Here is a 22621-nt window from a genome sequence, read left to right on the forward strand (position 1 = left end):
GGCGCGTGCGATGCCCGTGCGCTGTGGATCTGCCGTGAGTGCTGCGGAGGGGGTCGCTGCGACAGGTGCGCGGATCGCCCTAGCCTTGGCGCATGACCCGCGCCATCCTCATCGTCGATGTCCAGAACGACTTCACCGAGGGCGGCGCCCTCGGCACGGAGGGCGGCGCCGCCGTCGCCGCCGCCATCTCGGAGCACTTGCGCACCCACGAGTACGCGCTCGTGGCCGCGAGTCGGGACTGGCACGACGCAGACAACGACAACGGCGGCCACTTCGCAGCGGGCGCGCCCGACTTCGTCGACACGTGGCCGGTGCACTGCGTCGCGGGCACGCCGGGCGCCGACTACCACCCGGCGCTCGATGCCCTCGCGATCGACGTGCACGTGAAGAAGGGGCAGGGAAAGCCCGCCTACTCGGCCTTCGAGGGCGTGACCGACGATGACGAGACGCTCGGCGAGGTGCTCGAGGAGCAGGGCATCGGCGAGCTCGACGTCGTCGGCATCGCGACGGACTACTGCGTCAAGGCGTCGGCACTGGACGCGGCGCTCGCGGGCCTCAAGGTGCGGGTCATCGACGCGCTCACCTCGGCGGTGTCGCCCGAGACGCGGCAGACGGCGCTCGACGAGATGCGGGACGGCGGCGTGGAGGTCGTGCGCCGCCACTGACGTGCGGCCGCACGCGGCTGCTGACGGCAACGTTGATTAGTTAGCCTGCAACAAGTAGGCTGTCTGCATGACTTCGTCGCGCTCGACCGATCGGCCTGCTCGCAGGGTGCCCGCCTGGCTGCGGGTGCTGATCCCCGCCGTCCTCATCCTCGGATGGTTCGCCGCGGCGGGGATCGGCGGGCCGACGTTCGGCAAGCTCTCGACGGTCGTCTCGAACGACCAGACGAGCTTCCTCCCGGCGAGCGCCGAGTCGACCGAGGTGCAGGCGCTCCTTCCCGAGTTCCTGGGCGCCGACGAGGTGCCCGCGATCGTCGTGGTCGCGGCCGACGACGACCTCGACGCATCCACGCTCGACGCGGTCGCCGGGCTGCAGGAGACGATCGCCGGGCTCGACGGCGTCGTCGAGACGTCCCCGGTGGTGCCGAGCGAAGACGGCCAGGCGGCGCAGATCGTCGCCCTGCTCGACGGCACTGGCTCCTCCGAGGAGCTCACGACCTACACGGAGGAGCTGCGCGCCGAGGTCGCCGGCACCGAGCTCGGCGAGGGCGTGCAGGCCGCGGTCACCGGCCCGGCCGGCTTCAGCGCCGACATCGGCGCGGCCTTCGCAGGCATCGACGGACTGCTCCTGCTCGTCGCGCTGGGGGCGGTGTTCGTGATCCTCGTGCTCGTCTACCGCTCGCCGCTGCTGCCGGTGCTCGTGCTCTTCACCTCGGTGTCGGCACTCTGCCTCGCCATCCTCATCGTGTTCGCGCTCGCGCAGGCCGGCATCCTGACGCTCAGCGGCCAGACGCAGGGCATCCTCTTCATCCTCGTCGTCGGCGCCGCGACCGACTACGCGCTGCTCTACACCGCGCGCTTCCGCGAGGCGCTCGGCCAGACGCGGTCGCGCTGGGAGGCGACGCTGGCTGCGCTCCGCGGAGCGACCGAGCCGATCATCGCATCCGGCGGCACCGTCATCGCGGGGCTCCTCTGCCTGCTGCTCAGCGACCTCGTCACCAATCAGCAGCTCGGCCCGGTGGCGGCGATCGGCATCGCGACGTCGATCCTCGCCGGCCTCACGCTGCTGCCGGCGCTCCTGCTCGCCTTCGGCCGCGTCGCGTTCTGGCCGGTCGCCCCGACGCCCGAGCGCCCGCGCACGAAGGCCGACGACAAGGGCCTGTGGGGCGCGGTGTCGCGCCTCGTCGACCGCCGCAGCCGCTCCGTCTGGATCGTGACCGCCCTCGTGCTCGCGGCCGGCGCCGCCGGCATCACGCAGCTGCAGGCGAACGGCGTGCCCTCGAGCGAGTTCGTGGTGGGCGAGTCAGAGGCCCGCGACGGCCAGGAGCTGCTCTCCGCGCACTACCCGGGCGGCTCGGGGAGCCCGACACAGGTCGTCGTGCCCGAGGGAGACCAGGATGCGGTCGCCGAGGCGCTCGCGGAGGTCGAGGGCGTCGAGAGCGTCGCGGTTTCGAGCGAGGACTCGCCGTCGGGCACCATCCCGCTGCCGGTCGATCCGCGGTCGCCCTTCGCGGCGGCGACGCCGACGGTCGTCGACGGGCGAGTGCTGCTGCAGGCGACACTCGTCGACGCGCCCGACTCCGACGCCGCGCAGGCGGTCGTCCGGGAGCTCCGGGACGTCGCGCACGAGGCGTCGCCCGACGCCATCGTGGGCGGACCGACAGCGACCGCGATCGACACGAACGACGCGGCGACGCGCGACCTCGTGCTGATCATCCCCATCGTGCTCGCGGTGATCTCGCTCATCCTCATGCTGCTGCTGCGCTCGATCGTCGCCGCGCTGCTGCTGCTCGCGACCACCGTGCTCTCCTACGGCACCGCGCTGGGGGTCGGTGCGCTCATCCTCTCGGCGCTCGGCATCCCGGCCATGGACCCGTCGGTGCCGCTGTTCGCCTTCGTCTTCCTCGTGGCGCTCGGCGTCGACTACAACATCTTCCTCATGACCCGGGTGCGGGAGGAAGTGGCGGCGATCGGCCACCGCCGCGGTGTGCTGCGAGGGCTCCGCGTGACGGGCGGCGTCATCACTTCGGCGGGCATCGTGCTCGCGGCGACGTTCGCGGCGCTCGGCGTGATCCCGGTGCTGTTCCTGCTGCAGCTCGCCATCATCGTGGCGCTCGGCGTGCTCATCGACACGACGCTCGTGCGTTCGCTCCTCGTGCCCGCGCTCGCGCTCGAGATCGGGCCGAAGACCTGGTGGCCGTCGAAGCTCGCGCGCGAGCCGAAGGCAGCCTTCGCGCCGCCGCGCGAGCACGGAGCGCACGCCAAGGAACGCGTCGGCGCGTAGGCTGAGAGCTTGGATCGACCGGTCGCGGCGCGCTCGCCGTAGGATCGTATACGATCATTCGTGCACCTCGACGAAGGAGTCCCCATGAGCGTCACCACCGAAACCGCCAGCAGCGAGTCGCAGGTGCTCGACGGCGTCCACGGCCAGCTGTTCATCGGCGGCGAGTGGATCGACGGCGAACAGGGCACGATCGACGTGCGTGATCCCGCGACTGGCGAGGTCATCAAGCAGATCGCGAACGGCTCGGTCGAGGACGGCGTCCGCGCGCTCGACGCCGCCGTGGAAGCGCAGGAGGCGTGGGGCCGCACGCCTGCGCGCGTGCGAGGCGAGATCCTCCGCAAGGCGTTCGACCTGCTGCAGGAGCGCAAGGAGGAGTTCGCGCTCCTCATGACGCTCGAGATGGGCAAGCCGCTCGCGGAGGCGCGCGGCGAGGTCGCCTACGGCGGCGAGTTCCTGCGCTGGTTCTCGGAGGAGGCCGTGCGCATCGACGGGCGCTACACGATGACGCCCGAGGGCACCGGGCAGATGATCGTCACCCACCGCCCCGTGGGCCCGTGCTTCCTCATCACGCCTTGGAACTTCCCGCTCGCGATGGCCACCCGCAAGCTCGGCCCGGCGCTGGCCGCCGGCTGCACCGCGGTCGTCAAGCCCGCAACGCTCACGCCGCTGACCACGCTCGCGCTCGTGGCGCTGCTGGAGGAGGCGGGGCTGCCCAAGGGTGTCGTCAACGTCATCACGACGAAGTCGACCGGCGCGCTCTCGGAGCGGCTGCTCGCCGACCCGCGGCTGCGGAAGGTCTCGTTCACCGGTTCGACCCCGGTCGGCGTGCAACTGCTGAAGCAGGCCGCGGACAACGTGCTGAAGGCGTCGATGGAGCTCGGCGGCAACGCGCCGTTCGTCGTGTTCGAGGATGCGGACCTCGACAAGGCCGTGGAGGGCGCGCTGCTGGCGAAGTTCCGCAACATCGGCCAGGCCTGCACCGCCGCGAACCGGTTCATCGTGCACGAGTCGGTCGCCGACGAGTTCTCGAAGCGCGTCGGGGATGCCGTCAAGGCGATGAAGATCGGCCGCGGGACCGAGGAGGGCGTCACCATCGGCCCGCTCGTCGAGGACAAGGCCGTCGACAACGCCGTGCGGCTCGTCGACTCCGCCGTCGCCGACGGCGCGACGCTCGTCACCGGCGGCAAGGCGATCGACGGGCCCGGCTCGTTCTTCCAGCCGACAGTGCTCGACGACGTGACCGCCGAGATGGCCGTCTCGATCGAGGAGATCTTCGGCCCGGTCGTCGCGATCCAGCGCTTCGCCACCGAGGACGACGCCGTCCGGCTCGCGAACGCGACCGAGTACGGCCTGGTCGGCTACGTCTTCACCGAGGACACCAAGCGCGGCCAGCGCATGATCGACCGCATCGACACCGGCATGATGGGCCTGAACGTCGGCGTCGTCTCCAACGCCGCTGGCCCCTTCGGCGGCGTCAAGCAGTCGGGCCTCGGCCGCGAGGGCGGCGCGGAGGGCATCCACGAGTACCTCGAGACCAAGTACACGCTCATGCCCAACCCCTACGCCTGAGCATCGCGTTGCTGGGGGCCCGCGACCGACACCGGTCGCGGGCCCTCACTGCGCGAGCTCGATGACGAGCTTGCCGCGCACATGCCCCTCCATGAGGTGCTCGTACGCCTCGCGGAACGCCTCGAGCGCGTAGCGCTGCTCGATCGCCACGACGAGCTCACCGGTCGCGGCGAGCTGCGCGAGCTCGTCGAGGGCGCCGGTCAGCGCGAGGTCGCCCGCGACCCCGCGGGCGCCGTGCGCGCCCTTCTCGGCGATCGCGATGCACCGCTCGACGGGCACGCCCACCTCGAGCGCTGCGGCGATGCCGTCGGCGCCGGCGCAGTCGAAGCATGCATCGATCGGCAGCATCGCCTCGAGCCGCTCGGCGAGGCCCTTGCCGTAGGCGACCGGCTCGGCGCCGAGCGAGCGGAGGAACGCGAAGTTGCGCTCGCTCGCCGAGCCGATCACCCGCGCACCCCGCCGTTCCGCGAGCTGCACCGCGAGCTGGCCGACGCCGCCAGCCGCGCCGTTGATGAAGACGGTCTCACCCGGCCGCTCGAGCAGCTGCTCGACGCCGTCCCATGCGGTGCGACCGGCGACGACGAGGCTCGCGGCGACCGCGGGGTCGAGCCCGGCAGGCATGCGCGCGAGGCGCTCCACCGCCGGATCGACCACCGTGCGATCCTGCAGCGCCCGGGTGCGGGCCGAGCCGAAGACGCGGTCGCCGACCGCCCATCCGTCGACCTCGGGTCCGATCTCATCGATCGTGCCCGCGATGTCGTTGCCGACACCCAGTGGCGGTCGCAGCCCGCGCGCCGCGGCGGCGGGACCGCCGCTGAAGATCTTCCAGTCCACCGGGTTGAGCGCTGCGGCCTCGACCCGGATGCGCACCTCGCCCGACCCCGCATGCGGCTCGTCGACCTCGCGGAGCTCCAGCACCTCGGGGCCGCCGAACCGCTCGTGCATCACGCGTCGCATGCCGCTCACGCTGCTGCCACGGGCATCCAGCCCAGCGGTGCTCCCGCTCACCGGGCCTGCGCGAGCCACCGCAGCACCTCGGCGGCAGGACCGTCAGGGGCGCTGCGGTGGCCCGAGCCCGCCCACAGGTGCAGCCTGTCGGCGTCGCCCGCCTTCGCCGCTGCCTGCCGCAGCGCGCGGGTGAGGTGGTGCACCGCGGGGTAGGCGACGGGCGCACCGGCATCGTGACGGTCGATGAACGCGTTGCGCAGCGCGCGGGCAGGGCGCCCGGTGAAGGCTCGCGTGACGACGGTCTCGCTGAACCGCGGGTCGCGCAGGGCGGCGCGATGCGTCGGCGACGTCCCCGCCTCATCCGTGCGCAGGAGCATGGTCCCGACCGCGACTGCCTGCGCGCCCGCTGCCAGGAGCGTGCGCACCGCATCCGGCCCGTCGACGCCGCCTGCGGCGATCACGGGCAGGTCGACCGCGAGCCGCACGGCGCGCACGAGCTCGTCGGTGCCGACCGGCGGAGCCGCACTCGCGGGATCGTGGCGAGCCGAGTGGCCTCCCGCGCCGCTGCCCTGCGCGACGAGCCCGTCGACGCCGACGGCAGCGGCGGCACGGGCCTCGTCTGGCGAGGTGATGCTGGCGAGCACGCGAGTTCCCGCTCGCTGGAGCGCCGCGACGTCGGCGGGGGATGGCAGCCCGAAGGTGAACGAGACGACCGGGACCGGATGCTCGAGGAGCAGTGCGAGCTTGTCCCGCCAGTGATCGTCGTCGCCGACCGGGTCGGGGTCGAGGCGCAGCCCGTAGGCGTCGGCCTCCGGCTGCAGCTCCGCGGCGTAGGCGTGGAAGGCCTCGAGATCGATCGGTGCCGGCGACGGCACGAAGAGATTGACGCCGAAGGCGGTGCCGAGCGCCCGAGCCTGCAGCACCTCCTCCGCCATCGCGGCAGGGGCCTTGTAGCCGCCGGCGAGGAAGGGGAAGGCGCCCGCCTCGGCGGCGGCCCGCACGAGCGCGAGGGAGGTCGGGCCCCCGGCCATCGGTGCGGCCGCGAGCGGCAGCGGGGCATCGAGCAGTCGTCCGGTCATGGGGCTCCGATCAGGCGGGTGCGAGCAGCTGGTGGGCGGCGAGCTCCCGGTAGAGCGGCGACGCGTCGAGCAGCTCGGCGTGCGTGCCTCGCGCGAGCACCCGACCGCCGTCGAGCACCACGATCTGGTCCGCGTCGACGACCGTCGCAAGGCGGTGCGCGATCACGAGCGTCGTGCGACCCTCGCTCGCGACGTCGAGCGCGGCCTTGAGCGACGCCTCGTTGCGGGCGTCGAGGTTGGCGGTCGACTCGTCGAGCAGCAGGATGGGCGTCGCTGCGAGCAGCGCGCGCGCGATCGCGAGGCGCTGCCGCTCGCCGCCCGAGAGCAGCACACCGCCCTCGCCCACCTCTGCGCCGAGGCCGGCGCTCGCACGCCGCACGAGGTCGCCGAGGTTCACGGCCTCGAGCGCCGCGAGCAGCTGCTCGTCGGTCGCGTCGGGGGCACCGAGCCGGAGGTTGTCGCGCAGGGAGCCGGCCAGCACCGGCGCGTCCTGCTCGACGTAGCCGATGAGCGCGCGCAGCGACTCGCGGTCCACCTCGCGCACGTCGGCGCCGCCGACGAGGACCCGGCCGCCCGTCACGTCGTAGAACCGCTCGATGAGCGCGAAGGTGGTCGACTTGCCGGCGCCGGAGGGGCCGACGAGCGCCGTGCGGGAGCCCGCTGGCACGGAGAACGACACCTCCTCGAGCACGGTGCGCGGCTCGTCCGTCGACGGGTAGGCGAACGTCACGCCGTCGAACGCGACCATGGCCGCACCCGGGCGCGGCACGAGCGCGACCTCGGCGTCGGCATCCGCCTCGCCGGGCAGCCGCACGATCTCCTGGATGCGCCCGAGCGCGCCGAGCGCGACGCTCACGGCTGAGATCGCGCCGGCCAGCTGGCCGAGCGGCATGATCATGAGGAAGAGGAACAGCAGGAAGCCGACGAGCTGCGCGATGCCGATCTCGCCGGTCGCGACGCGCAGCCCGCCGACGCCGAGCACGACGAGGAACGCCAGCTGCAGCGCGACGCCGAAGAGCGGCACGACGAGCGCAGAGATCCGCGCCACGCGCACGCCCGCGTCGAAGGCGCCGGCGGAGCGCTCGTCGATGGCCGCAGCCTCTCGCGCGGTCGCGCCGGCCGCGCGCACGGTGCGCACGGCGCTGATCGCGCGCTCGAGCGCGCTCGTGAGGTGGCCGACCTGCTCCTGCGCCTGCCGCGACGCGCGCGTGAGCATGGGCATGACGGCGAGCATCGCGGCGATGGCGCCGGCGAGCACGAGCACGGTCAGGCCGAGCAGCAGCGGATCGATGATGAGCATCGCGATGACGGCGCCGACGAGCGTGAGCACCCCGCCGATCGACTCCACGAGGCCCTGCGTGAGCACGGCGCGCAGCAGCGTCGTGTCGCTGCCGACGCGACTGACGAGGTCGCCGATGCGCCGCTCGTCGAACTGCGCGATCGGGAGCCGCAGCATGCGCGCGACGAGCGTCCGCCGAGTGCGCAGCACGACGTGCTCACCGAGCACCTGCAGCAGGAAGTGCTGGAAGCCGTCGAGCACCGCGCCGACCACGACGATCACGAGCAGCAGCACGGGCAGCCACGCGAGCGGCCGCTCCTGCTCGACTCGCGCGATGAGCTCCTGCGCGAGCGCGGGCTGCGCGAGCGCGAAGCCCGCGCCGAGCACCGAGAGCACGATCGCGCCGGCCAGCAGTCCCTTCTTGGGGAACAGGTAGGGCAGCAGGTCGCGCACGCTCGCGCGCGGCCCGTCATCCGCGCCGCGCCGTCTGCCGAACATCTGTCGTCGCTCGCTCATCCGCCGCACTGTCCCATCTGCTGCACTGTCCTGATCACCGCACCGTCCCGATCACCGCTTGCCGTGCTTCTTGTGGACCGCCTGGCGGGTGACGCCGAGCGCGTCGGCGATCGCCTGCCAGGGGAACCCCTCCATTCTCGCGCGCCTGACGAGCGCCGACTCCTCGCGCTCGATCTCGCGGCGCGCGGCGGCCGCCTCCGAGAGCAGCTCGAGCACCCCCAGTGGCCGCTCCGACGATGCCGTGACCTTGTCCATGTGTCAATCTTGGTTGACACGCGGGGATGTGTCAACTGCGGTTGACAAGTCGAGCGCGGTGCTGTCAGTGGGTGGCGGGGGCTACCGTAGGTTCTCGTGCCAGCACCCGTGATCGAGGCCAAGGGCCTCCGCAAGCAGTACGGCGCGTTCACCGCGGTCGACGGCATCGACTTCGCGATCGAGCCGGGGGAGGCGTTCGGGTTCCTCGGGCCGAACGGTGCGGGCAAGTCGACGACGATGCGGATGATCGCGGCCACCTCGACGCGGACGTCCGGCGAGCTGCAGGTGCTCGGCTTCGACCCCGAGAGCCACGGCCCCGAGATCCGCGCCCAGCTCGGCATCGTGCCGCAGGCTGACCAGCTCGACGAGGAGCTGCGGGTCATCGACAACCTCATCGTCTACGGCCGCTACTTCGGCCTGCCGCTGCACTACGTCAAGCGGCGGGCCGAGGAGCTGCTCGAGTTCGCGCAGCTCACCGACAAGCGCAAGGCGCGCGTCGACGGCCTCTCGGGCGGCATGAAGCGCCGCCTCACCATCGCGCGCGGCCTCATCAACAGCCCGAAGGCCATGCTGCTCGACGAGCCCACCACCGGTCTCGACCCGCAGGCGCGCCACGTGCTGTGGGACCGCCTCTTCCGGCTCAAGGAGGAGGGCACGACGCTCGTGCTCACGACGCACTACATGGACGAGGCCGAGCAGCTGTGCGACCGGCTGGTCGTCGTCGACAAGGGCGCGATCGTCGCCGAGGGCAGTCCGGCCGCGCTCATCCGGCAGTACTCGACGCGCGAGGTGCTCGAGGTGCGCTTCGGCTCCAGCCGCAACGCCGAGGCCGCGACCCGGATCGAGGGCATCGGCTCGCGCATCGAGGTGCTGCCCGACCGCGTGCTGGTCTACGACGACGACGGCGACGCAGCGATGTCGGCGGTGCACGAGCGCGGCCTGCAGCCGATCACGAGCCTCGTGCGCCGCTCGAGCCTCGAGGACGTCTTCCTGCGACTCACCGGAAGGTCGCTGATCGAATGAGCGCGCACGTGCAGAGCCACGGCCTCGTCGATGTGGGCGGGGTCGACCATGTCGCGGTCGCGCGCACCTCGCGCGTCTGGGGCTGGTGGTTCGTCGCCGAGCACCGCATCCGCGCCATGCGCTCGTACGTCGCCTCGGCGGTCCTCATCGGGCTCGGCTCGCCCTTCCTGTTCCTCATCGGCCTCGGCGTGGGGCTCGGGCTGCTCGTCGACGCCAACCGCGGCTCGGAGGGCGTCGAGGGCGTGCCGTACCTCGTGTTCCTCGCCCCCGCGCTCTCGATGGCGGGGGCGATGCAGACGGCGTCGCAGGAGAACACCTACGGCGTCTTCGGCGGGTTCAAGTGGTTCCCGATGTTCTTCGCGATGAACGGCACGCCCATCGGCCCCGCGCACATCGTGATCGGCTTCCAGGTGGCCGTGCTCGTGCGCGTGCTCGTGTCGCTCGTGGCGTTCAGCCTGGTGATGGTGCTGTTCGGCATCGGCGACCCGCTCGGCGCGCTGCTGCTCATCCCCATCGGTCTGCTGATGGCGACGACCGTCGGCTTCGCCGTCATGTCGTGGGTGGCGACGCAGACGGAGGACCGCGGGCAGCTGTCGTTCATCGAGCGCTTCGTCGTCGTGCCGCTCACGCTGTTCTCGGGCACCTACTTCCCGCTCGAGACGCTGCCGCTGTTCCTGCAGTGGATCGGCTGGATCTCCCCGCTGTGGCACGCGGCCGAGCTCGGCCGCGGTGTGCTCTACGGCGCTCCGCTGCCGCCGGCGATGCTGCTCCTGCACGTGGGCTTCCTCGCGGCCGTCGCGCTCGTGACGTGCCTGCTCTCCATCCGCACCTTCCGGAAGAGGCTCGACAAGTGACCGAGCAGCTGCTCGAGGCGCCGGCGCCCACGATCCGCGGGCCGCTCCGCGGCCTCTACGCCGGCAACACGCGGTCGGTCGTCGCCCGCGGGCTGCAGGTGATCGCGCGCAACAACTGGCTCATCGTGCTCACCGGCTTCTTCGAGCCGGTCTTCTACCTGCTGTCGATGGGCATCGGCCTGGGCGCGCTCATCGGCACGGTCGAGTTCTACGGCGTCGACGTGCCGTACGCCGCCTACATCGCGCCGGCGCTCATGGCCGTGAGCGCGATGAACGGCGCGGTCTACGACTCGACGATGAACGTCTTCTTCAAGATGAACTTCGCGAAGCTCTACCAGCAGATGCTCTCGACGTCGCTCGGCCCGCTCGACGTCGCCCTCGGCGAGATCCTGCTCGCCCTGTTCCGCGGCCTGCTCTACGCGAGCGGCTTCATGCTCGTGACGACGCTCATGGGCCTCAACCTGTCATGGACCGCGATCCTCGCGATCCCCGCTGCGCTCATCATCGCGTTCGGCTTCGCCTCGTTCGGGATGGCCGTGACGAGCTACATGAAGACGTTCCAGCACCTCGACTACGTGTACTTCGTCATGATGCCGATGTTCCTGCTCTCGGCCACGTTCTTCCCGATCGAGGTCTACCCGCAGGGCGTGCAGTGGGTGATCCAGGCGATGCCGCTGTGGCACGGCGTCGACATGATCCGGCAGCTGACGACCGGGTTGATCCAGCCGTCGATCGTGCTGCACCTCGTGTACTTCGCGGTCATGATCGTGTTCGGCCTCTGGTTCACCACCGTGCGGCTCCGGGCGCTCTTCCTGCGCTGACTCCGGTCGCGTCCAGGCTCGATCCCTAGGCTTGCGGGCATGGCTCGAGTGCTCGTGTTCGCCCCCGCCCCGACCTTGACCGTGACGATCGAGGACCTCCGCGACGAGGCCGACGTGCACGTCCATGTCGGCGGCCAGGGCGTCTGGCAGGCGCGGATGCTGACGGCGCTCGGCGTCGACGTCGTGCTGTCCTGCACCGTCACCGGCGAGGTCGGCGGCATCGTCCGGCACCTGCTGGACGGCGAGGGGTTCGAGGTCGTCGCGATCGAGCGGGAGGGCGTGAGCCCGGCGTACGTGCACGACCGTCGCGGCGGCGAGCGCACCGCGGTCGTCGAGGAGGACGGCGAGCGGCTCGACCGCCACGCGCTCGACGACCTCTACTCCGCCACCCTGCGGGCGGCCGCGGACGCCGATCTCGTGATCCTCTCCGGGCCGGACGGCGACGACGTGCTGGAGCCCGACGTCTACCGGCGCCTCGCGAGCGACGTGCGCGCGCTCGGGAGGCCGGTGCTCGTCGACCTCGCCGGACCGAGGCTCGAAGCGGCGCTCGAGGGCGGCGTCGACGTGCTGAAGGTGAGCCACGAGGAGCTGGTCGACGACGGCAGGGTGGACGACGGCGACGACGAGGCGCAGCTCGTCGCGGCGGCGCGGGAGCTCCACGACTCCGGCATCAGCCTCGTCGCGGTGACGCGCGCCGACGCCGGCTCGGTCGTCGTGGGCGACGCGGGCGCCTGGCGCGTGTCGGCGCCGCAGCTCGAGCCCGTCGACACGCGCGGTGCCGGCGACTCCTACGGCGCCGGCGTCGCGGCCGTGCTGGCATCCGGCGGGCCGCAGGACGAGGCCATCCGGATGGGCGCCGCGGCCGGCGCGGTCAACGCGACGAGGCGCGGGCTCGGCACGGGCGACGCGGAGGCGATCCGCGCGATCGCCGAGCAGGTGCAGCTGGAAGCGATCGAGGAGGACTGATGCGGGCACTCATCACGAACGACGACGGCATCGACTCGCCGGGGCTCGCCGCGCTCGCGCGGGCGGCGGCGGATGCGGGGCTCGAGGTGGTCATCGCGGCCCCGGCCCACGAGCACTCCGGTGCCAGCGCATCCATCATCGCCACGCAGGGCACCGCCGTCACCGCGGCCGGGGGCAAGGGCACGGTGCGCTCGGAGCGGCGCAGCGTGCCGGGTTTCGCCGAGGCCTACGCGGTCCACGCCGCGCCCGCGCTCATCACACTGCTCGCCCTGCACGGCTCGTTCGGCGGTGTGCCCGACGTGGTGCTGAGCGGCATCAACCGAGGGGCGAACGTGGGCGGCGCCATCATGCACTCCGGCACCGTCGGCGCAGCGCTCACCGCAGGGCAGGGCGGGGTGCGAGCGCTCGCGGTCTCGCTGGACGTGGGCCTCGTCGACGGGGGCACCCAGCACTGGCACACCGCGGCGGCGCTCGCGCGGCGCGCGGTGGGGATGCTGCTCGCCGACCGGGCCGGCGCCGTGCTGAACCTCAACGTGCCGAACGTCGCGGATGCCGACGGGCTCGAGCTCGTCGAGGCGCCGCTCGCGCCCTTCGGCATCGTGCAGACCACGATGACCGAGCCGGCCGGCGACGAGGTGCGGCTGTCGATCCGCGAGCATCGCGCTTCCGAGGCGCCCGGCTCGGACATGGAGCGGCTCGCAGCGGGGTACGCGACGATCACCTCCGTGCGGACGATCGCCGAGCGCAACGCCTGATCAGCGCGCGGGCACGGCTCCGCCCCGCTCGATCGGCGTCGCACGCGGCTCTCGGTGCGCGGCCGCGTCCGCCCGCCGTGCGATCGCCCGCAGTGCCCACAGGATCGTCACCAGGTCGACCGCCTCTTGCGCGAGCGCGCCGGCGGTGGCCGGGATGGCGCCGGACGCCGCGACCAGCATGAGCGCCAGGCTGATGACGATGCCCAGCCAGATGCTCTGCAGCGCGATGCGCTTGGTGTCGCGCCCGATGCGCACGGCACGGGCCACGCGCGAGATGTCGTCGAGCATGATCACGACGTCCGCCGACTCGCTTGCCGCCGTGGCACCCTTCGCGCCCATGGCGACCCCCACATCCGCGGCCGCGAGCACGGGCGCGTCGTTCACGCCGTCGCCCACCATCATCACGGGCCGCCGCTCGACGGCACGAACCGCATCGACCTTGTCGGCGGGGAGGCACTCGGCCTGCACCTCGCCGATGCCGAGCTCGGCCGCCACGTGCCGAGCCGTGGGCCACGCGTCGCCCGTGAGCATGATCGAGTCGCGCAGCCCGAGGCTGGCGAGCGCTCCGATGGTGGCGGCCGCGTTCGGGCGGATGCTGTCGCGCGCCACGATCGCGCCGGCGAAGCGGCCGTCGAGCGCCACATAGATCGCGAGCTCGCCGCTCTCGAGCTCGGTCGCCGTCGCCTCGGGCGCGAGCTCGCGGATGAACGAGAGCTTGCCGACCGCCACCGCCCGCCCGTCGATGGTGGCGAGCACGCCGGCGGTGGCATGCTCCGACGCCGCGCTCGCCTCGCGCAGCGCGAGCCCGCGGTCGCGCGCCGCGTGCATGACCGATGCCGCCAGCACGTGCGACGAGTACTGCTCGGCAGACGCCGCCAGCTGCAGCACCATGCCGGGCGTGAAGCCGCCGACGGCCCGGACGTCATCCACCGAGGGAGTGCCGGTCGTGAGCGTGCCGGTCTTGTCGAAGACGACGGTGCGCGCGTCGGCGAGCTGCTCGAGCACGCCGCCACCCTTCACGATGATGCCGTTGCGCGCCGCGCGGCTCATGCCGCCCATGAACGCGACCGGCGCGGCGATCAGCAGCGGACAGGGCGTCGCGACGACGAGCACCTCGGCGAACCGCGCCGGGTCGCCGGAGAGCGCCCAGGCCGCCCCCGCGATCACGAGCGCGACGAGCGTGAACGGCACGGCGTACCGATCGGCCAGCCGCACCACCGGCGCCCGGCTCTCCGCTGCCTCCTCGACGAGCCGCACGATGCTCTGGTACTGGCTGTCGGCGGCGGTGGCGACCGCGCGGATCCGCACCGCGCGCTCGGCGTTCACCGACCCGCTCAGCAGACGGTCGCCCGCGGCGAGCTCGACCGGGAGGCTCTCGCCCGTGAGCGACGACTCGTCCACGACCGCGTGCTCGCTGCGCAGCTCAGCGTCCACCGGCACGATCTCGGCAGGGCGCAGCAGCAGCTCGTCGCCCACGCGCACCTCGGAGGCCGGGATGTCCTCGAGCTCGTCGTCCGGGCCGAGCCGGTGCGCGAGCCGAGGGGCGCGCTCGAGCAGCGCCGTGAGCTCGCGCCGAGCGCGCCCGGCCGCGTAGTCCTCGAGCGCCTCGCCGCCCGTGAGCATCAGGACGATGATGAGGCTCGCGACGTACTCGCCCACCAGCAGGGTCGCGACGATCGCGGTCACCGCGAGCACGTCGAGGCCCCAGTGGCCGCGCAGCAGGTCGCGCACCATGCTCACCGCTTGCATCGTGCCGACCACGATCGCCCAGCCGGTGCACAGCCACCGTGCCACCTCGGGCGCACCGCCGAGCGCAGCGCCCGCCGCCGCGAGGCCGATGACGAGCGTGACCGCGACGAGCGGGTAGCGTCGGACGGCGCGCCGGATCCAGAGCATGGGCCCAGTCTGTCGGCGCGAGACCGGCTCTGCCACGGCCCGTGCCGGATCCGCGGCCACGGACGACGAACGGCCCGCCACCTGTGCAGGTGGCGGGCCGTTCGCATCCGATCGTCGCGTCAGCGCTCGATGTCGACGTCCTTCGTCTCCTTCGAGATGACGAGGGCGATGAGGGTCAGCACGCCCGCGCCGGCGAGGTAGACGCCCACCCAGAACACGCTGCCCCCGGCCGCGGTCCACAGCGCGACGGCGATGAACGGCGCGACCGCGGCGCCCAGGATCGACGACACGTTGTACGAGACGCCCGAGCCGGTGTAGCGCACGTTGGTCGGGAACAGCTCCGGCAGCAGCGCACCCATCGGCCCGAACGTGAAGCCCATGAGCGACATGCCGAGGATCAGCCACAGCATCACGCCGACGAAGCCGCCGCTCGTGAGCGGCACCCACAGGAGCCCGAACGCGATGATCGCGAGCGTCACGACGATGAGCGTCTTGCGGCGGCCGAAGCGGTCGGCGAGCGGGCCCGACACGAGCGTGAAGACGCCGAAGAAGACGACGCCCACGATGAGCATGATCACGAACGTGTTGTACGAGTAGCCGAGGCCGGGGATCGCGGCGTCCGTGGGCGTGCGCCCGAACGTCAGCGAGAACGTCGTCATCAGGTAGAAGAGCACGTAGGTCGCGAGCATGAAGAACGTGCCGAGGATGAGCTCGCGCCAGTGCTTGCGGACCACGGTGCCGAGCGGCAGGCGCTGGATCGTGCCGGTCTCCTTCGCCTTCGAGAACGAGGTCGACTCGACGAGCTTGAGCCGCACCCAGAGGCCGACGATCACCATGACGGCGGAGAAGAGGAAGGGGATGCGCCAGCCCCACTCGAGGAACGCCTGCGACGGCCTCGAGGGGTCGTCGCTCGGCAGCGCAGCGGCGATGAGGAGGAAGAGGCCGTTGGCGATGATGAAGCCGATCGGGGCGCCGAGCTGCGGGAAGGTGCCGTACCAGGCGCGCTTGCCGGCGGGGGCGTTCTCGGTCGCGACGAGCGCGGCGCCCGACCACTCGCCGCCGAGCGCGAAGCCCTGGGCGAGGCGCATCAGCACGAGCAGCGCTGCGGCGAACCAGCCGATCTGCCCGTAGGTCGGCAGCACGCCGATGAGGAACGTCGCGATGCCCATGGTGAGCAGGGCGCCGACGAGGGTGAGCTTGCGACCGTGCTTGTCGCCGAGGTGGCCGAAGACGATCGAGCCGATCGGACGCGCGACCATCGCGGCGCCGAACGCGGCGAAGGAGGCGAGCAGCGCGGTCGTGTCGTCGCCGGTCGGGAAGAAGAGGTGCGGGAACACCAGCACGGCTGCCGTCGCGTAGACGTAGAAGTCGTAGAACTCGATCGTGGTGCCGACGAGGCTGGCGAACAGGACACGGCCGCGGGAGTTGGCCGGGGTCGACGGCGTGGCGGCCGTCTGCGTTGCAGAGGTGGACATGGTGCTTCCTGGGATGCGGATGCGCGCGGAGGGGTGCGGGTGTGCGTGCGCGCGGGTGAAGCGGTCCGCTCGTGACGGGCCGGCCGTGCCGGAGACAGCTGCGGCGCCTGCGGGACGACGCTCCAGTGTAACGACCGACGGATGCGGCGGCCGCCGTGGGGGCGGCCGCCGTCCGCGTCAGCGGTGGAGCGAGCGGAGGGCGAGCACGGCCTCGACGACCGCCTCTGCGGCCTCGCGGCCCTTGTCCTCCTTCGAGCCGGGCAGCCCGGCCCGGTCGAGGCCCTGCTGCTCGTCGTCGAGCGTCAGCACGCCGAAGCCGACGGGCTTGCCGGTGCGCACGGCCACCTCGGTGAGGCCCATCGTGGCCGCCTGCGAGACGTACTCGAAGTGCGGCGTGCCTCCGCGGATGATGACGCCGAGCGCCACCGCGCCGTCGGCGCCGGCCTCGAGCGCCGCCTGCGCGACGACCGGCAGTTCGAACGAGCCCGGCACGGGCAGCTCGAGCACGTCGGCGCCCATCTCGGCGAGCGCGCGGCGTGCGCCCTCGAGCAGCGCCGTGGCGATCTCGTCGTGCCAGCGCCCGTGCACGATCGCGATCCTGAGCCCGGTGGCGTCGAGCCCCGTGCCGTGCTGGCCCTGCGTGGGCGATCCTGAACCGGCCATGTCAGCCTTCTCCCTGCTCGTCTCGGACGTCGATGATGGCGGGCAGCTGGTGGCCCATGCGGTCGCGCTTCGCCTGCAGGTACAGCTCGTTGTGCGCGCCGACCCCGACGAGCAGCGGCACGAGCTCGGTGACCTCGATGCCGTGCTTCTCGAGCTGCTGCTGCTTCAGCGGGTTGTTGGAGAGCAGCCGGATGGACTGCACGCCCTGCTGGCGGATGATGCCGGCCGCGGCCCCGTACTCGCGCGCGTCCGCCGGCAGGCCGAGCGCCAGGTTCGCGTCGAGCGTGTCGAGCCCGTCCTCCTGCAGCCGGTAGGCGCGCAGCTTGTTGATGAGGCCGATGCCGCGCCCCTCGTGGCCGCGCAGGTACACGACCATGCCGCTGCCCGCATCCTGGATCTCCTCCAGCGCCGCGTCGAGCTGCGGCCCGCACTCGCACTTGAGCGAGTGCAGCGCCTCACCGGTGAGGCACTCGGAGTGGACGCGCACGAGCGCGCCGTCCGAGAGCTGCTCGCCGTGGATGATCGCCACGTGGTCGGCGCCCGTCTGGCGGTCGCGGTACGCGGCGACCCGGAACGTGCCGAAGCGCGTCGGCACGTCGGTCTCGACCTCGAAGGAGACCCGCGCCGACTCGTCGTCGTCGCCGCCGCACGCCGTCGGCAGGCCGCCGGCGTCGAGGTAGTCGACGAGGTCCTCGATCGTGATGACGGGCAGGTCGTGCTCCTGGCCAAAGGCGATGAGCGAGGGGAGCCGGCGCATCTCGCCGCTGTCCTCCACGAGCTCGCCGATGACGGCGACCGGCTCGAGGCCCGCGAGCGTCATGAGCTCGACGGCCGCCTCGGTGTGCCCCTTGCGTGCCCGCACGCCGCCCTCGACCGCGCGCAGCGGCACGATGTGCCCGGGTCGTCGGAGGCTCAGCGGCGTCGAGGCGGGGTCGGCGAGCACGCGCAGCGTGTGCGCGCGGTCGTCGGCGGAGATGCCGGTGGAGTCGCGGTCCGCGGCGTCGACGGTCACCGTGTAGGCCGTCTGCCGCGCGTCCTGGTTGTCGATCACCATGAGCGGCAGCTCGAGCTCGTCGGCGCGCTCCGCGGTGAGCGGCGCGCACAGGTAGCCGGAGGTGTGCCGCACCATGAACGCGACCTGCTCGGTCGTGGCGAGCTGCGCCGACATGATGAGGTCGCCCTCGTTCTCGCGTCCCTCGTCGTCGACGACGATGACCGGCTTCCGCTCCCGAAGCGCCTGGATGGCGACGTCGATGGTGGTGATGCTCATGATGCCTCCCGCTGGAGCATGCGCTCGACGTGACGAGCGACGATGTCTGTCTCGATGTTGACCCGGTCGCCGACGCCTCGGAAGCCGAGGGTGGTCGAGGCGAGCGTCTCGGGGATGAGCGAGACCTCGAACCACTGCTGCGGCGCGGCAGGGTCGCTCACGGCCGAGGCGGTGAGGCTGACGCCGTCGACGGTGATCGAGCCCTTCCGCACGACGAGGTGCGCGTGCTCGCTGTCGAGCGAGATGCGCACGGTGCGCTGCCCGTCGCCCTCGACGATCGAGAGCACCTCGGCGGTGCCGTCGATGTGCCCCTGCACGATGTGCCCGCCGAGGCGGTCGCCGACGGCGGCCGCGCGCTCGAGGTTCACGCGGTCGCCGGCTCGGCGGTCGCCGAGCGTCGACATGTCGACGGAGATCTGCATGACGTCGGCGGTGAACGCATCCGTCGTCTGCTCGACGACCGTCAGGCAGAGGCCGTCGACCGCGATGGAGTCGCCGTGGGATGCGTCGCTGACGGCGAGCGGGCCGCGCACGGTGAGGCGCCAGGCCTGCCCGTTGCGCTCGAGCGAGATGACCTCGCCGAGCTCTTCGATGATGCCGGTGAACATCAGTGCTCTTTCTCTGTCGTGGCCTCGACCAGGAGGTCGCGGCCGAGCTGCTCGAGCCGCGTCACCGTGAGGCGCCGCTGCTCGTCGATCGTGCTGACGCCGATGTCGTCGAGCACGGTGCGCGGACCCCCGAGGAGGGTCGGCGCGAGGTAGATGGTCAGGCGGTCGGCGAGGCCGGCGCCGATGAAGGCACTCGCGAGCGTCGGGCCGCCCTCGACGTAGAGGCTCTGCAGGCCGTCGGCGGCGAGGCCGAACAGCTCGCGCTCGAGGTCGTGGCTGGCCGTGCGGTGCCCGCGCGGGTGGCGGCGGATCGCGGCGTCGGCCGGGATCGCGCGGGTGCCGAAGACGACCGGCACGGGCTGCGGCGCGTCTGGGGTGCCGTCGACGCGGGCGGTCAGCTGCGGATCGTCGGCGAGCACGGTGCCCGTGCCGACGGCGATCGCGTCGTGGGCGCTGCGCTCGCGGTGCACGTGGGCGCGCGCCTCGGGACCGGTGATCCATTGGCTCGTGCCGTCGGCGGCTGCCGCTCGGCCGTCGAGCGACTGCGCCCACTTGACCGTCACGCGCGGGCGTCCGGTGCGCTGCACGAACAGCCAGTCGGCAATGATCGCCTCGCCCTCCGCCTCGTCGAGCCGGTCGACGTCGACGCCGCCGGCGCGGAGCCGGTCGGCCCCGCCGCTCGAGACATCACCCGGGTCGGCGCACGCGAAGACGACGCGGGAGATGCCCGCGTCGAGCAGCGCCGCCGCACAGGGACCGGTGCGGCCGGTGTGGTTGCAGGGTTCGAGCGTGACGACCGCGGTGGCGCCCCTGGCCTCGTCGGGCCGGAGGCGCGAGAGCGCGTCGACCTCGGCGTGGGGCGTGCCCGCGCCACGGTGCCAGCCCTCGCCGAGCACGCGGCCGTCGGGGGAGAGGATGACGGCGCCGACCTGCGGGTTGACGCCGCGCGGTCCGCGGAGCGCGAGCTCGCGCGCTCGCACCATCGCACCGCGCTCTGCGGTGGGGTTCCCTGCCATGACGTTCCTCTCCGAACGCGCGCGGGGAATGCGGGGTCGCGAGCGACCCCACGTGCGCCTCCCCTCCGGACTCTCACCGTCGGTGCTGGAGTTCCACCAGCTCAACCGACCGACGGCGCTCGCTCTGACGCGCGTCGCTCGGGTCGCGGACTATCACCGCCGGTTCAGATTTGCACTGACCCCGGGCACGTTGCTTCTGCCACCCTACAACTCGGGCACTCGCAACCTCATTCCCGCCGGCGCCGACGCCGACCCCCTCGTGGCGGCCGCGGCGAAAGATCACCCCGCCTGTCACCGCTTGTGGTGATGCCGGATCACCATGCGCCGCCATAGCTTCTCGTCGGGTCTTCGGCGTCCGCCGAGGTCATCCGGAACCACAGGAAGCAGTCCCCATGTCCCAGTCCGCCACACGAGCCGCATCCTTGCGTTTCGTGTTCATCACCGCCGGGTTCATCTCTGCGATCGTGCTCATCGTCAATGCCGCGAAGCGCGCTGAGATCCTGGCGCTGAGCCCCGCCACCCAGCTCGTCGCACCCGTCGCGCAGCTGGCGGCGATCGGCCTCATCGTGGGGATCTTCGCCGCCACCCCCGCCATCCGGGGTCGCCTCGGCTCGATCGGTGTCGTCCTCTACGTCGCCTCGCTCGTGGGGCTCGTCGGCGTCGAGTTCGTGATCAACCTCGTCTTCCCGTACGTGGGACCCGAGATCGTCGCGGAGCTGCGTGCAGGCCCGCTCGGGATCGCGTTCACCGTCGTCTCCATCTCGTTCCTGCTCGGCACGATCGTCTTCTTCACCGCGCTGTGGCGCGTGGCCCGGTCGCCCAAGGTCGCGATCATCGTCAGCGTCATCAGCTCGGCGGCGATCGCGCTCCGCGCCGCGCTCCCGGAGGCGCTCCTGCAGGTCGGGCTCGTCGGCCTCGCCGTCGGCATCAGCCTGCTCGCCGTCTGGCTCGTGCGGGTCGGCCGCTCGAGCGCCGCGGAGGTCGCTGCCCGCGCACCCGCGCTGGTCTAAGCGGATGCCCGGACGGGGAGAACGACCTGTTCGGGCACCAGGTTCAGCCCGGCCGCGCTTCGGCAGATCGCGAGTGCGGTCGGGAGCGTCAGTCGAGGCGGGGCCAGGGGCGCGCGTCGGCGGGCATGCCGTTCGCGACGCGCACCGCGTGGTGCTCGAGGCGGCGCTCGCCGTCGCGCCCAGCGCCGTCGGCCGATGGGGCCTCGCGGGTGCCGAGGTACGAGAAGCCCGCCGCCTTCGCGACCCGCATCGACGCGACGTTGCCTTCGCGGCACCGCCAATGGACCTCCGGCCAGGTCAGGCAGCCCTCGGCGTGCCCGACGAGCGTGCGCAGGGCATCCGCCATGAGGCCCTTGCCCATCGCGTCGGGGTGCAGCCAGTAGCCGACCTCCGAGCGCTCGCCGCGCAGGCCGACGACGCCGACGAGCGGGCCCCGGAGCGACTCGCGGATCGCCCATACGCGCTCGTCGTGCTCTCCGCGCCAGCCCGCGGGCGCGAACTCGCGCACGAAGCTCTCGGCGTCCGGCCTGCGGTAGGGCCACGGGGTCTCCAGGAACCGCCGCGCATCGTCGGTCGAGCACGCCTCGACGATGCGGTCGATGTCGCTCTCGCGCAGCGCCGTGAGCATCACCTTGCCGCCCAGCACGGGCAGCGAGGGACCGGCGAGCGGAGCGCTCATCGCAGCCCCATCGCCTCCATCGCCCGCCGGAGCGTCGCATCCGCGACCTCGGCCGCGCGCTCGGCGTTCGCCGCGAGCAGCCGGTCGAGCTCCGCCGGGTCTGCGAGCAGCTCGAGCGTGCGCTCGCGCACGGGGCTCAGCTCGGCGACGACCGCGTCGGCGACGGCGGTCTTGAAGACGCCGTAGCCCTCGCCGGCGTACTCCGCCTCGAGCGCGGCGACCGGCTCGCCCGTCATCGCCGAGAGGATGTCGAGCAGGTTCGTCACGCCCGGCTTCGCAGCACGGTCGGCACGGATCGAGCCCTCGGTGTCGGTGACCGCGGAGCGGATCTTCTTGGCCGTCTTCGCGGGCTCGTCGAGCAGCCACACCACGCCCTTGTCGTTGTCGGCCGACTTCGACATCTTCGACTCGGGCGACTGGAGATCGTAGATGCGAGCGCCGCCCGCGAGGATCACGGGCTTGGGCACGGTGAACGTCTTCCCGAAGCGCTTGTTGAAGCGCTCGGCGAGGTCGCGAGTGAGCTCGACGTGCTGCTTCTGGTCGTCGCCCACCGGCACGACCTCCGTGTCGTAGAGCAGGATGTCGGCAGCCATGAGCACGGGGTAGGTGAACAGCCCGACCGACGCGGCCTCCTGACCGCCCTTGGCCGTCTTGTCCTTGAACTGCGTCATCCGGCTGGCCTCGCCGAACCCGGTGATCGTCGACAGCAGCCACTGCAGCTGGGCGTGCGCGGCGACGTGCGACTGCACGTACAGGCACGACACCGACGGGTCGATCCCGCCCGCGATGTACTGGGCGGCGAGGGTGCGCACCTGCTCGCGCAGCACATCCGGCGCCTGCGGCACCGTGATGGCGTGCAGGTCGACGATCGAGAAGAACGCCTCGTTGCCGTCCTGCATCCTGCGCCACTGCTGCAGCGCGCCGATGTAGTTGCCGAGGTGGAGCGAGCCCGACGAGGGCTGCATCCCGGAGTAGAGCCGGGGCTTGGTCATG

Annotated in this window: 21 protein-coding genes and 1 riboswitch; of the genes, 9 read left to right on the forward strand and 12 right to left on the reverse strand. The window is 72.3% G+C overall.

Annotated elements, in window-relative coordinates; genetic code table 11:
* Window positions 1-92 precede the first annotated feature (92 nt).
* The 3 genes from ACLQ21_RS07515 (at window position 93) to ACLQ21_RS07525 (ending at window position 4515) form a co-directional block, all read left to right on the forward strand.
* The gene (locus ACLQ21_RS07515) at window positions 93-665 is read left to right on the forward strand and encodes an isochorismatase family protein (RefSeq protein ID WP_425662629.1); all 573 of its coding nucleotides are present in this window, start codon (window positions 93-95) and stop codon (window positions 663-665) included.
* A gap of 67 nt (window positions 666-732) precedes the next feature.
* The gene (locus ACLQ21_RS07520; protein ID WP_425662630.1) at window positions 733-2946 is read left to right on the forward strand and encodes an MMPL family transporter; all 2214 of its coding nucleotides are present in this window, start codon (window positions 733-735) and stop codon (window positions 2944-2946) included.
* An 84-nt stretch (window positions 2947-3030) separates the two neighbouring features.
* Entirely contained in the window at window positions 3031-4515 is a 1485-nt protein-coding gene (locus ACLQ21_RS07525; RefSeq protein ID WP_425662631.1) for an NAD-dependent succinate-semialdehyde dehydrogenase, read from the forward strand.
* Between the two features lie 45 nt (window positions 4516-4560).
* Here ACLQ21_RS07525 and ACLQ21_RS07530 read toward each other — a convergent pair whose 3' ends face one another.
* From ACLQ21_RS07530 to ACLQ21_RS07545, 4 genes are read right to left on the reverse strand one after another with little or no spacing between them, the layout of a single operon-like run.
* Window positions 4561-5472 (reverse strand): NADP-dependent oxidoreductase, encoded by a 912-nt coding sequence (locus ACLQ21_RS07530; RefSeq protein WP_425662632.1) that lies wholly within the window; start codon window positions 5470-5472, stop codon window positions 4561-4563.
* A gap of 47 nt (window positions 5473-5519) precedes the next feature.
* On the reverse strand, window positions 5520-6542 hold the full coding sequence (locus tag ACLQ21_RS07535) for an NAD(P)H-dependent flavin oxidoreductase (protein WP_425662633.1): 1023 nt from the start codon (window positions 6540-6542) through the stop codon (window positions 5520-5522).
* A 10-nt stretch (window positions 6543-6552) separates the two neighbouring features.
* Entirely contained in the window at window positions 6553-8337 is a 1785-nt protein-coding gene (locus ACLQ21_RS07540) for an ABC transporter ATP-binding protein (protein WP_425662634.1), read from the reverse strand.
* Between the two features lie 51 nt (window positions 8338-8388).
* Window positions 8389-8592, reverse strand: coding sequence for an AsnC family protein (locus ACLQ21_RS07545; RefSeq protein ID WP_425662635.1), 204 nt, complete (start codon window positions 8590-8592; stop codon window positions 8389-8391).
* Window positions 8593-8688: 96 nt separating this feature from the next.
* Between ACLQ21_RS07545 and ACLQ21_RS07550 the strand changes: the two genes are divergently transcribed.
* From ACLQ21_RS07550 to surE, 5 genes are read left to right on the forward strand one after another with little or no spacing between them, the layout of a single operon-like run.
* Window positions 8689-9615 carry an ABC transporter ATP-binding protein gene (locus tag ACLQ21_RS07550; RefSeq protein ID WP_425662636.1) on the forward strand — a complete coding sequence of 309 codons (927 nt, stop codon included), beginning with the start codon at window positions 8689-8691 and terminating at the stop codon, window positions 9613-9615.
* Window positions 9612-10469, forward strand: coding sequence for an ABC transporter permease (locus ACLQ21_RS07555; protein ID WP_425662637.1), 858 nt, complete (start codon window positions 9612-9614; stop codon window positions 10467-10469). The genes ACLQ21_RS07550 and ACLQ21_RS07555 overlap by 4 nt, the downstream gene beginning before the upstream one ends.
* Window positions 10466-11290 carry an ABC transporter permease gene (locus tag ACLQ21_RS07560; protein WP_425662638.1) on the forward strand — a complete coding sequence of 275 codons (825 nt, stop codon included), beginning with the start codon at window positions 10466-10468 and terminating at the stop codon, window positions 11288-11290. Before ACLQ21_RS07555 ends, ACLQ21_RS07560 begins: the two co-directional genes overlap by 4 nt.
* Before the next feature lie 39 nt (window positions 11291-11329).
* The gene (locus ACLQ21_RS07565; protein WP_425662639.1) at window positions 11330-12256 is read left to right on the forward strand and encodes a 1-phosphofructokinase family hexose kinase; all 927 of its coding nucleotides are present in this window, start codon (window positions 11330-11332) and stop codon (window positions 12254-12256) included.
* Window positions 12256-13011: a 5'/3'-nucleotidase SurE gene (surE, locus tag ACLQ21_RS07570; RefSeq protein WP_425662640.1), complete on the forward strand. Its 756-nt coding sequence runs from the start codon at window positions 12256-12258 to the stop codon at window positions 13009-13011. The genes ACLQ21_RS07565 and surE overlap by 1 nt, the downstream gene beginning before the upstream one ends.
* On the opposite strand, the gene ACLQ21_RS07575 is transcribed toward surE, so the two are convergent.
* The 6 genes from ACLQ21_RS07575 to ribD form a co-directional block, all read right to left on the reverse strand.
* Window positions 13012-14907, reverse strand: coding sequence for a heavy metal translocating P-type ATPase (locus tag ACLQ21_RS07575; protein ID WP_425662641.1), 1896 nt, complete (start codon window positions 14905-14907; stop codon window positions 13012-13014).
* A 119-nt stretch (window positions 14908-15026) separates the two neighbouring features.
* Window positions 15027-16382 carry an MFS transporter gene (locus ACLQ21_RS07580; protein WP_425662642.1) on the reverse strand — a complete coding sequence of 452 codons (1356 nt, stop codon included), beginning with the start codon at window positions 16380-16382 and terminating at the stop codon, window positions 15027-15029.
* A gap of 177 nt (window positions 16383-16559) precedes the next feature.
* Window positions 16560-17045, reverse strand: coding sequence for a 6,7-dimethyl-8-ribityllumazine synthase (gene ribH / locus ACLQ21_RS07585; RefSeq protein WP_425662643.1), 486 nt, complete (start codon window positions 17043-17045; stop codon window positions 16560-16562).
* A 1-nt stretch (window position 17046) separates the two neighbouring features.
* The gene (gene ribB / locus ACLQ21_RS07590) at window positions 17047-18315 is read right to left on the reverse strand and encodes a 3,4-dihydroxy-2-butanone-4-phosphate synthase (RefSeq protein ID WP_425662644.1); all 1269 of its coding nucleotides are present in this window, start codon (window positions 18313-18315) and stop codon (window positions 17047-17049) included.
* Window positions 18312-18923, reverse strand: a complete 612-nt coding sequence (locus ACLQ21_RS07595) for a riboflavin synthase (protein ID WP_425662645.1) — start codon at window positions 18921-18923, stop codon at window positions 18312-18314. The genes ribB and ACLQ21_RS07595 overlap by 4 nt, the downstream gene beginning before the upstream one ends.
* Window positions 18923-19939 carry a bifunctional diaminohydroxyphosphoribosylaminopyrimidine deaminase/5-amino-6-(5-phosphoribosylamino)uracil reductase RibD gene (gene ribD, locus ACLQ21_RS07600; protein ID WP_425662646.1) on the reverse strand — a complete coding sequence of 339 codons (1017 nt, stop codon included), beginning with the start codon at window positions 19937-19939 and terminating at the stop codon, window positions 18923-18925. Before ribD ends, ACLQ21_RS07595 begins: the two co-directional genes overlap by 1 nt.
* 48 nt (window positions 19940-19987) lie before the next feature.
* Window positions 19988-20132, reverse strand: a riboswitch (FMN riboswitch).
* A gap of 238 nt (window positions 20133-20370) precedes the next feature.
* Between ribD and ACLQ21_RS07605 the strand changes: the two genes are divergently transcribed.
* Window positions 20371-20949 carry a hypothetical protein gene (locus ACLQ21_RS07605; RefSeq protein WP_425662647.1) on the forward strand — a complete coding sequence of 193 codons (579 nt, stop codon included), beginning with the start codon at window positions 20371-20373 and terminating at the stop codon, window positions 20947-20949.
* 88 nt (window positions 20950-21037) lie between these two features.
* Here the strand turns inward: ACLQ21_RS07605 and ACLQ21_RS07610 are convergent, their stop codons facing one another.
* Window positions 21038-21628, reverse strand: a complete 591-nt coding sequence (locus tag ACLQ21_RS07610; RefSeq protein WP_425662648.1) for a GNAT family N-acetyltransferase — start codon at window positions 21626-21628, stop codon at window positions 21038-21040.
* Window positions 21625-22620 (reverse strand): tryptophan--tRNA ligase, encoded by a 996-nt coding sequence (trpS, locus tag ACLQ21_RS07615; protein ID WP_425662649.1) that lies wholly within the window; start codon window positions 22618-22620, stop codon window positions 21625-21627. Before trpS ends, ACLQ21_RS07610 begins: the two co-directional genes overlap by 4 nt.
* Window position 22621: the final 1 nt, after the last annotated feature.

Source organism: Agrococcus sp. DT81.2 (assembly GCF_049844935.1).
Lineage (GTDB): Bacteria > Actinomycetota > Actinomycetes > Actinomycetales > Microbacteriaceae > Agrococcus.

What these genes read in the sequence shown, in the direction of transcription:
- ACLQ21_RS07540 (WP_425662634.1), bottom strand. Translation starts at nt 8,337, where the DNA reads ATGAGCGAGCGACGACAGATGTTCGGCAGACGGCGCGGCGCGGATGAC.
- ACLQ21_RS07520 (WP_425662630.1), top strand. Translation starts at nt 733, where the DNA reads ATGACTTCGTCGCGCTCGACCGATCGGCCTGCTCGCAGGGTGCCCGCC.
- ACLQ21_RS07565 (WP_425662639.1), top strand. Translation starts at nt 11,330, where the DNA reads ATGGCTCGAGTGCTCGTGTTCGCCCCCGCCCCGACCTTGACCGTGACG.
- ACLQ21_RS07610 (WP_425662648.1), bottom strand. Translation starts at nt 21,628, where the DNA reads ATGAGCGCTCCGCTCGCCGGTCCCTCGCTGCCCGTGCTGGGCGGCAAG.
- ACLQ21_RS07555 (WP_425662637.1), top strand. Translation starts at nt 9,612, where the DNA reads ATGAGCGCGCACGTGCAGAGCCACGGCCTCGTCGATGTGGGCGGGGTC.
- ribB (WP_425662644.1), bottom strand. Translation starts at nt 18,315, where the DNA reads ATGAGCATCACCACCATCGACGTCGCCATCCAGGCGCTTCGGGAGCGG.
- ACLQ21_RS07575 (WP_425662641.1), bottom strand. Translation starts at nt 14,907, where the DNA reads ATGCTCTGGATCCGGCGCGCCGTCCGACGCTACCCGCTCGTCGCGGTC.
- trpS (WP_425662649.1), bottom strand. Translation starts at nt 22,620, where the DNA reads ATGACCAAGCCCCGGCTCTACTCCGGGATGCAGCCCTCGTCGGGCTCG.
- surE (WP_425662640.1), top strand. Translation starts at nt 12,256, where the DNA reads ATGCGGGCACTCATCACGAACGACGACGGCATCGACTCGCCGGGGCTC.
- ACLQ21_RS07515 (WP_425662629.1), top strand. Translation starts at nt 93, where the DNA reads ATGACCCGCGCCATCCTCATCGTCGATGTCCAGAACGACTTCACCGAG.
- ACLQ21_RS07545 (WP_425662635.1), bottom strand. Translation starts at nt 8,592, where the DNA reads ATGGACAAGGTCACGGCATCGTCGGAGCGGCCACTGGGGGTGCTCGAG.
- ACLQ21_RS07525 (WP_425662631.1), top strand. Translation starts at nt 3,031, where the DNA reads ATGAGCGTCACCACCGAAACCGCCAGCAGCGAGTCGCAGGTGCTCGAC.
- ACLQ21_RS07595 (WP_425662645.1), bottom strand. Translation starts at nt 18,923, where the DNA reads ATGTTCACCGGCATCATCGAAGAGCTCGGCGAGGTCATCTCGCTCGAG.
- ACLQ21_RS07535 (WP_425662633.1), bottom strand. Translation starts at nt 6,542, where the DNA reads ATGACCGGACGACTGCTCGATGCCCCGCTGCCGCTCGCGGCCGCACCG.
- ribH (WP_425662643.1), bottom strand. Translation starts at nt 17,045, where the DNA reads ATGGCCGGTTCAGGATCGCCCACGCAGGGCCAGCACGGCACGGGGCTC.
- ACLQ21_RS07530 (WP_425662632.1), bottom strand. Translation starts at nt 5,472, where the DNA reads ATGCGACGCGTGATGCACGAGCGGTTCGGCGGCCCCGAGGTGCTGGAG.
- ACLQ21_RS07580 (WP_425662642.1), bottom strand. Translation starts at nt 16,382, where the DNA reads ATGTCCACCTCTGCAACGCAGACGGCCGCCACGCCGTCGACCCCGGCC.
- ribD (WP_425662646.1), bottom strand. Translation starts at nt 19,939, where the DNA reads ATGGCAGGGAACCCCACCGCAGAGCGCGGTGCGATGGTGCGAGCGCGC.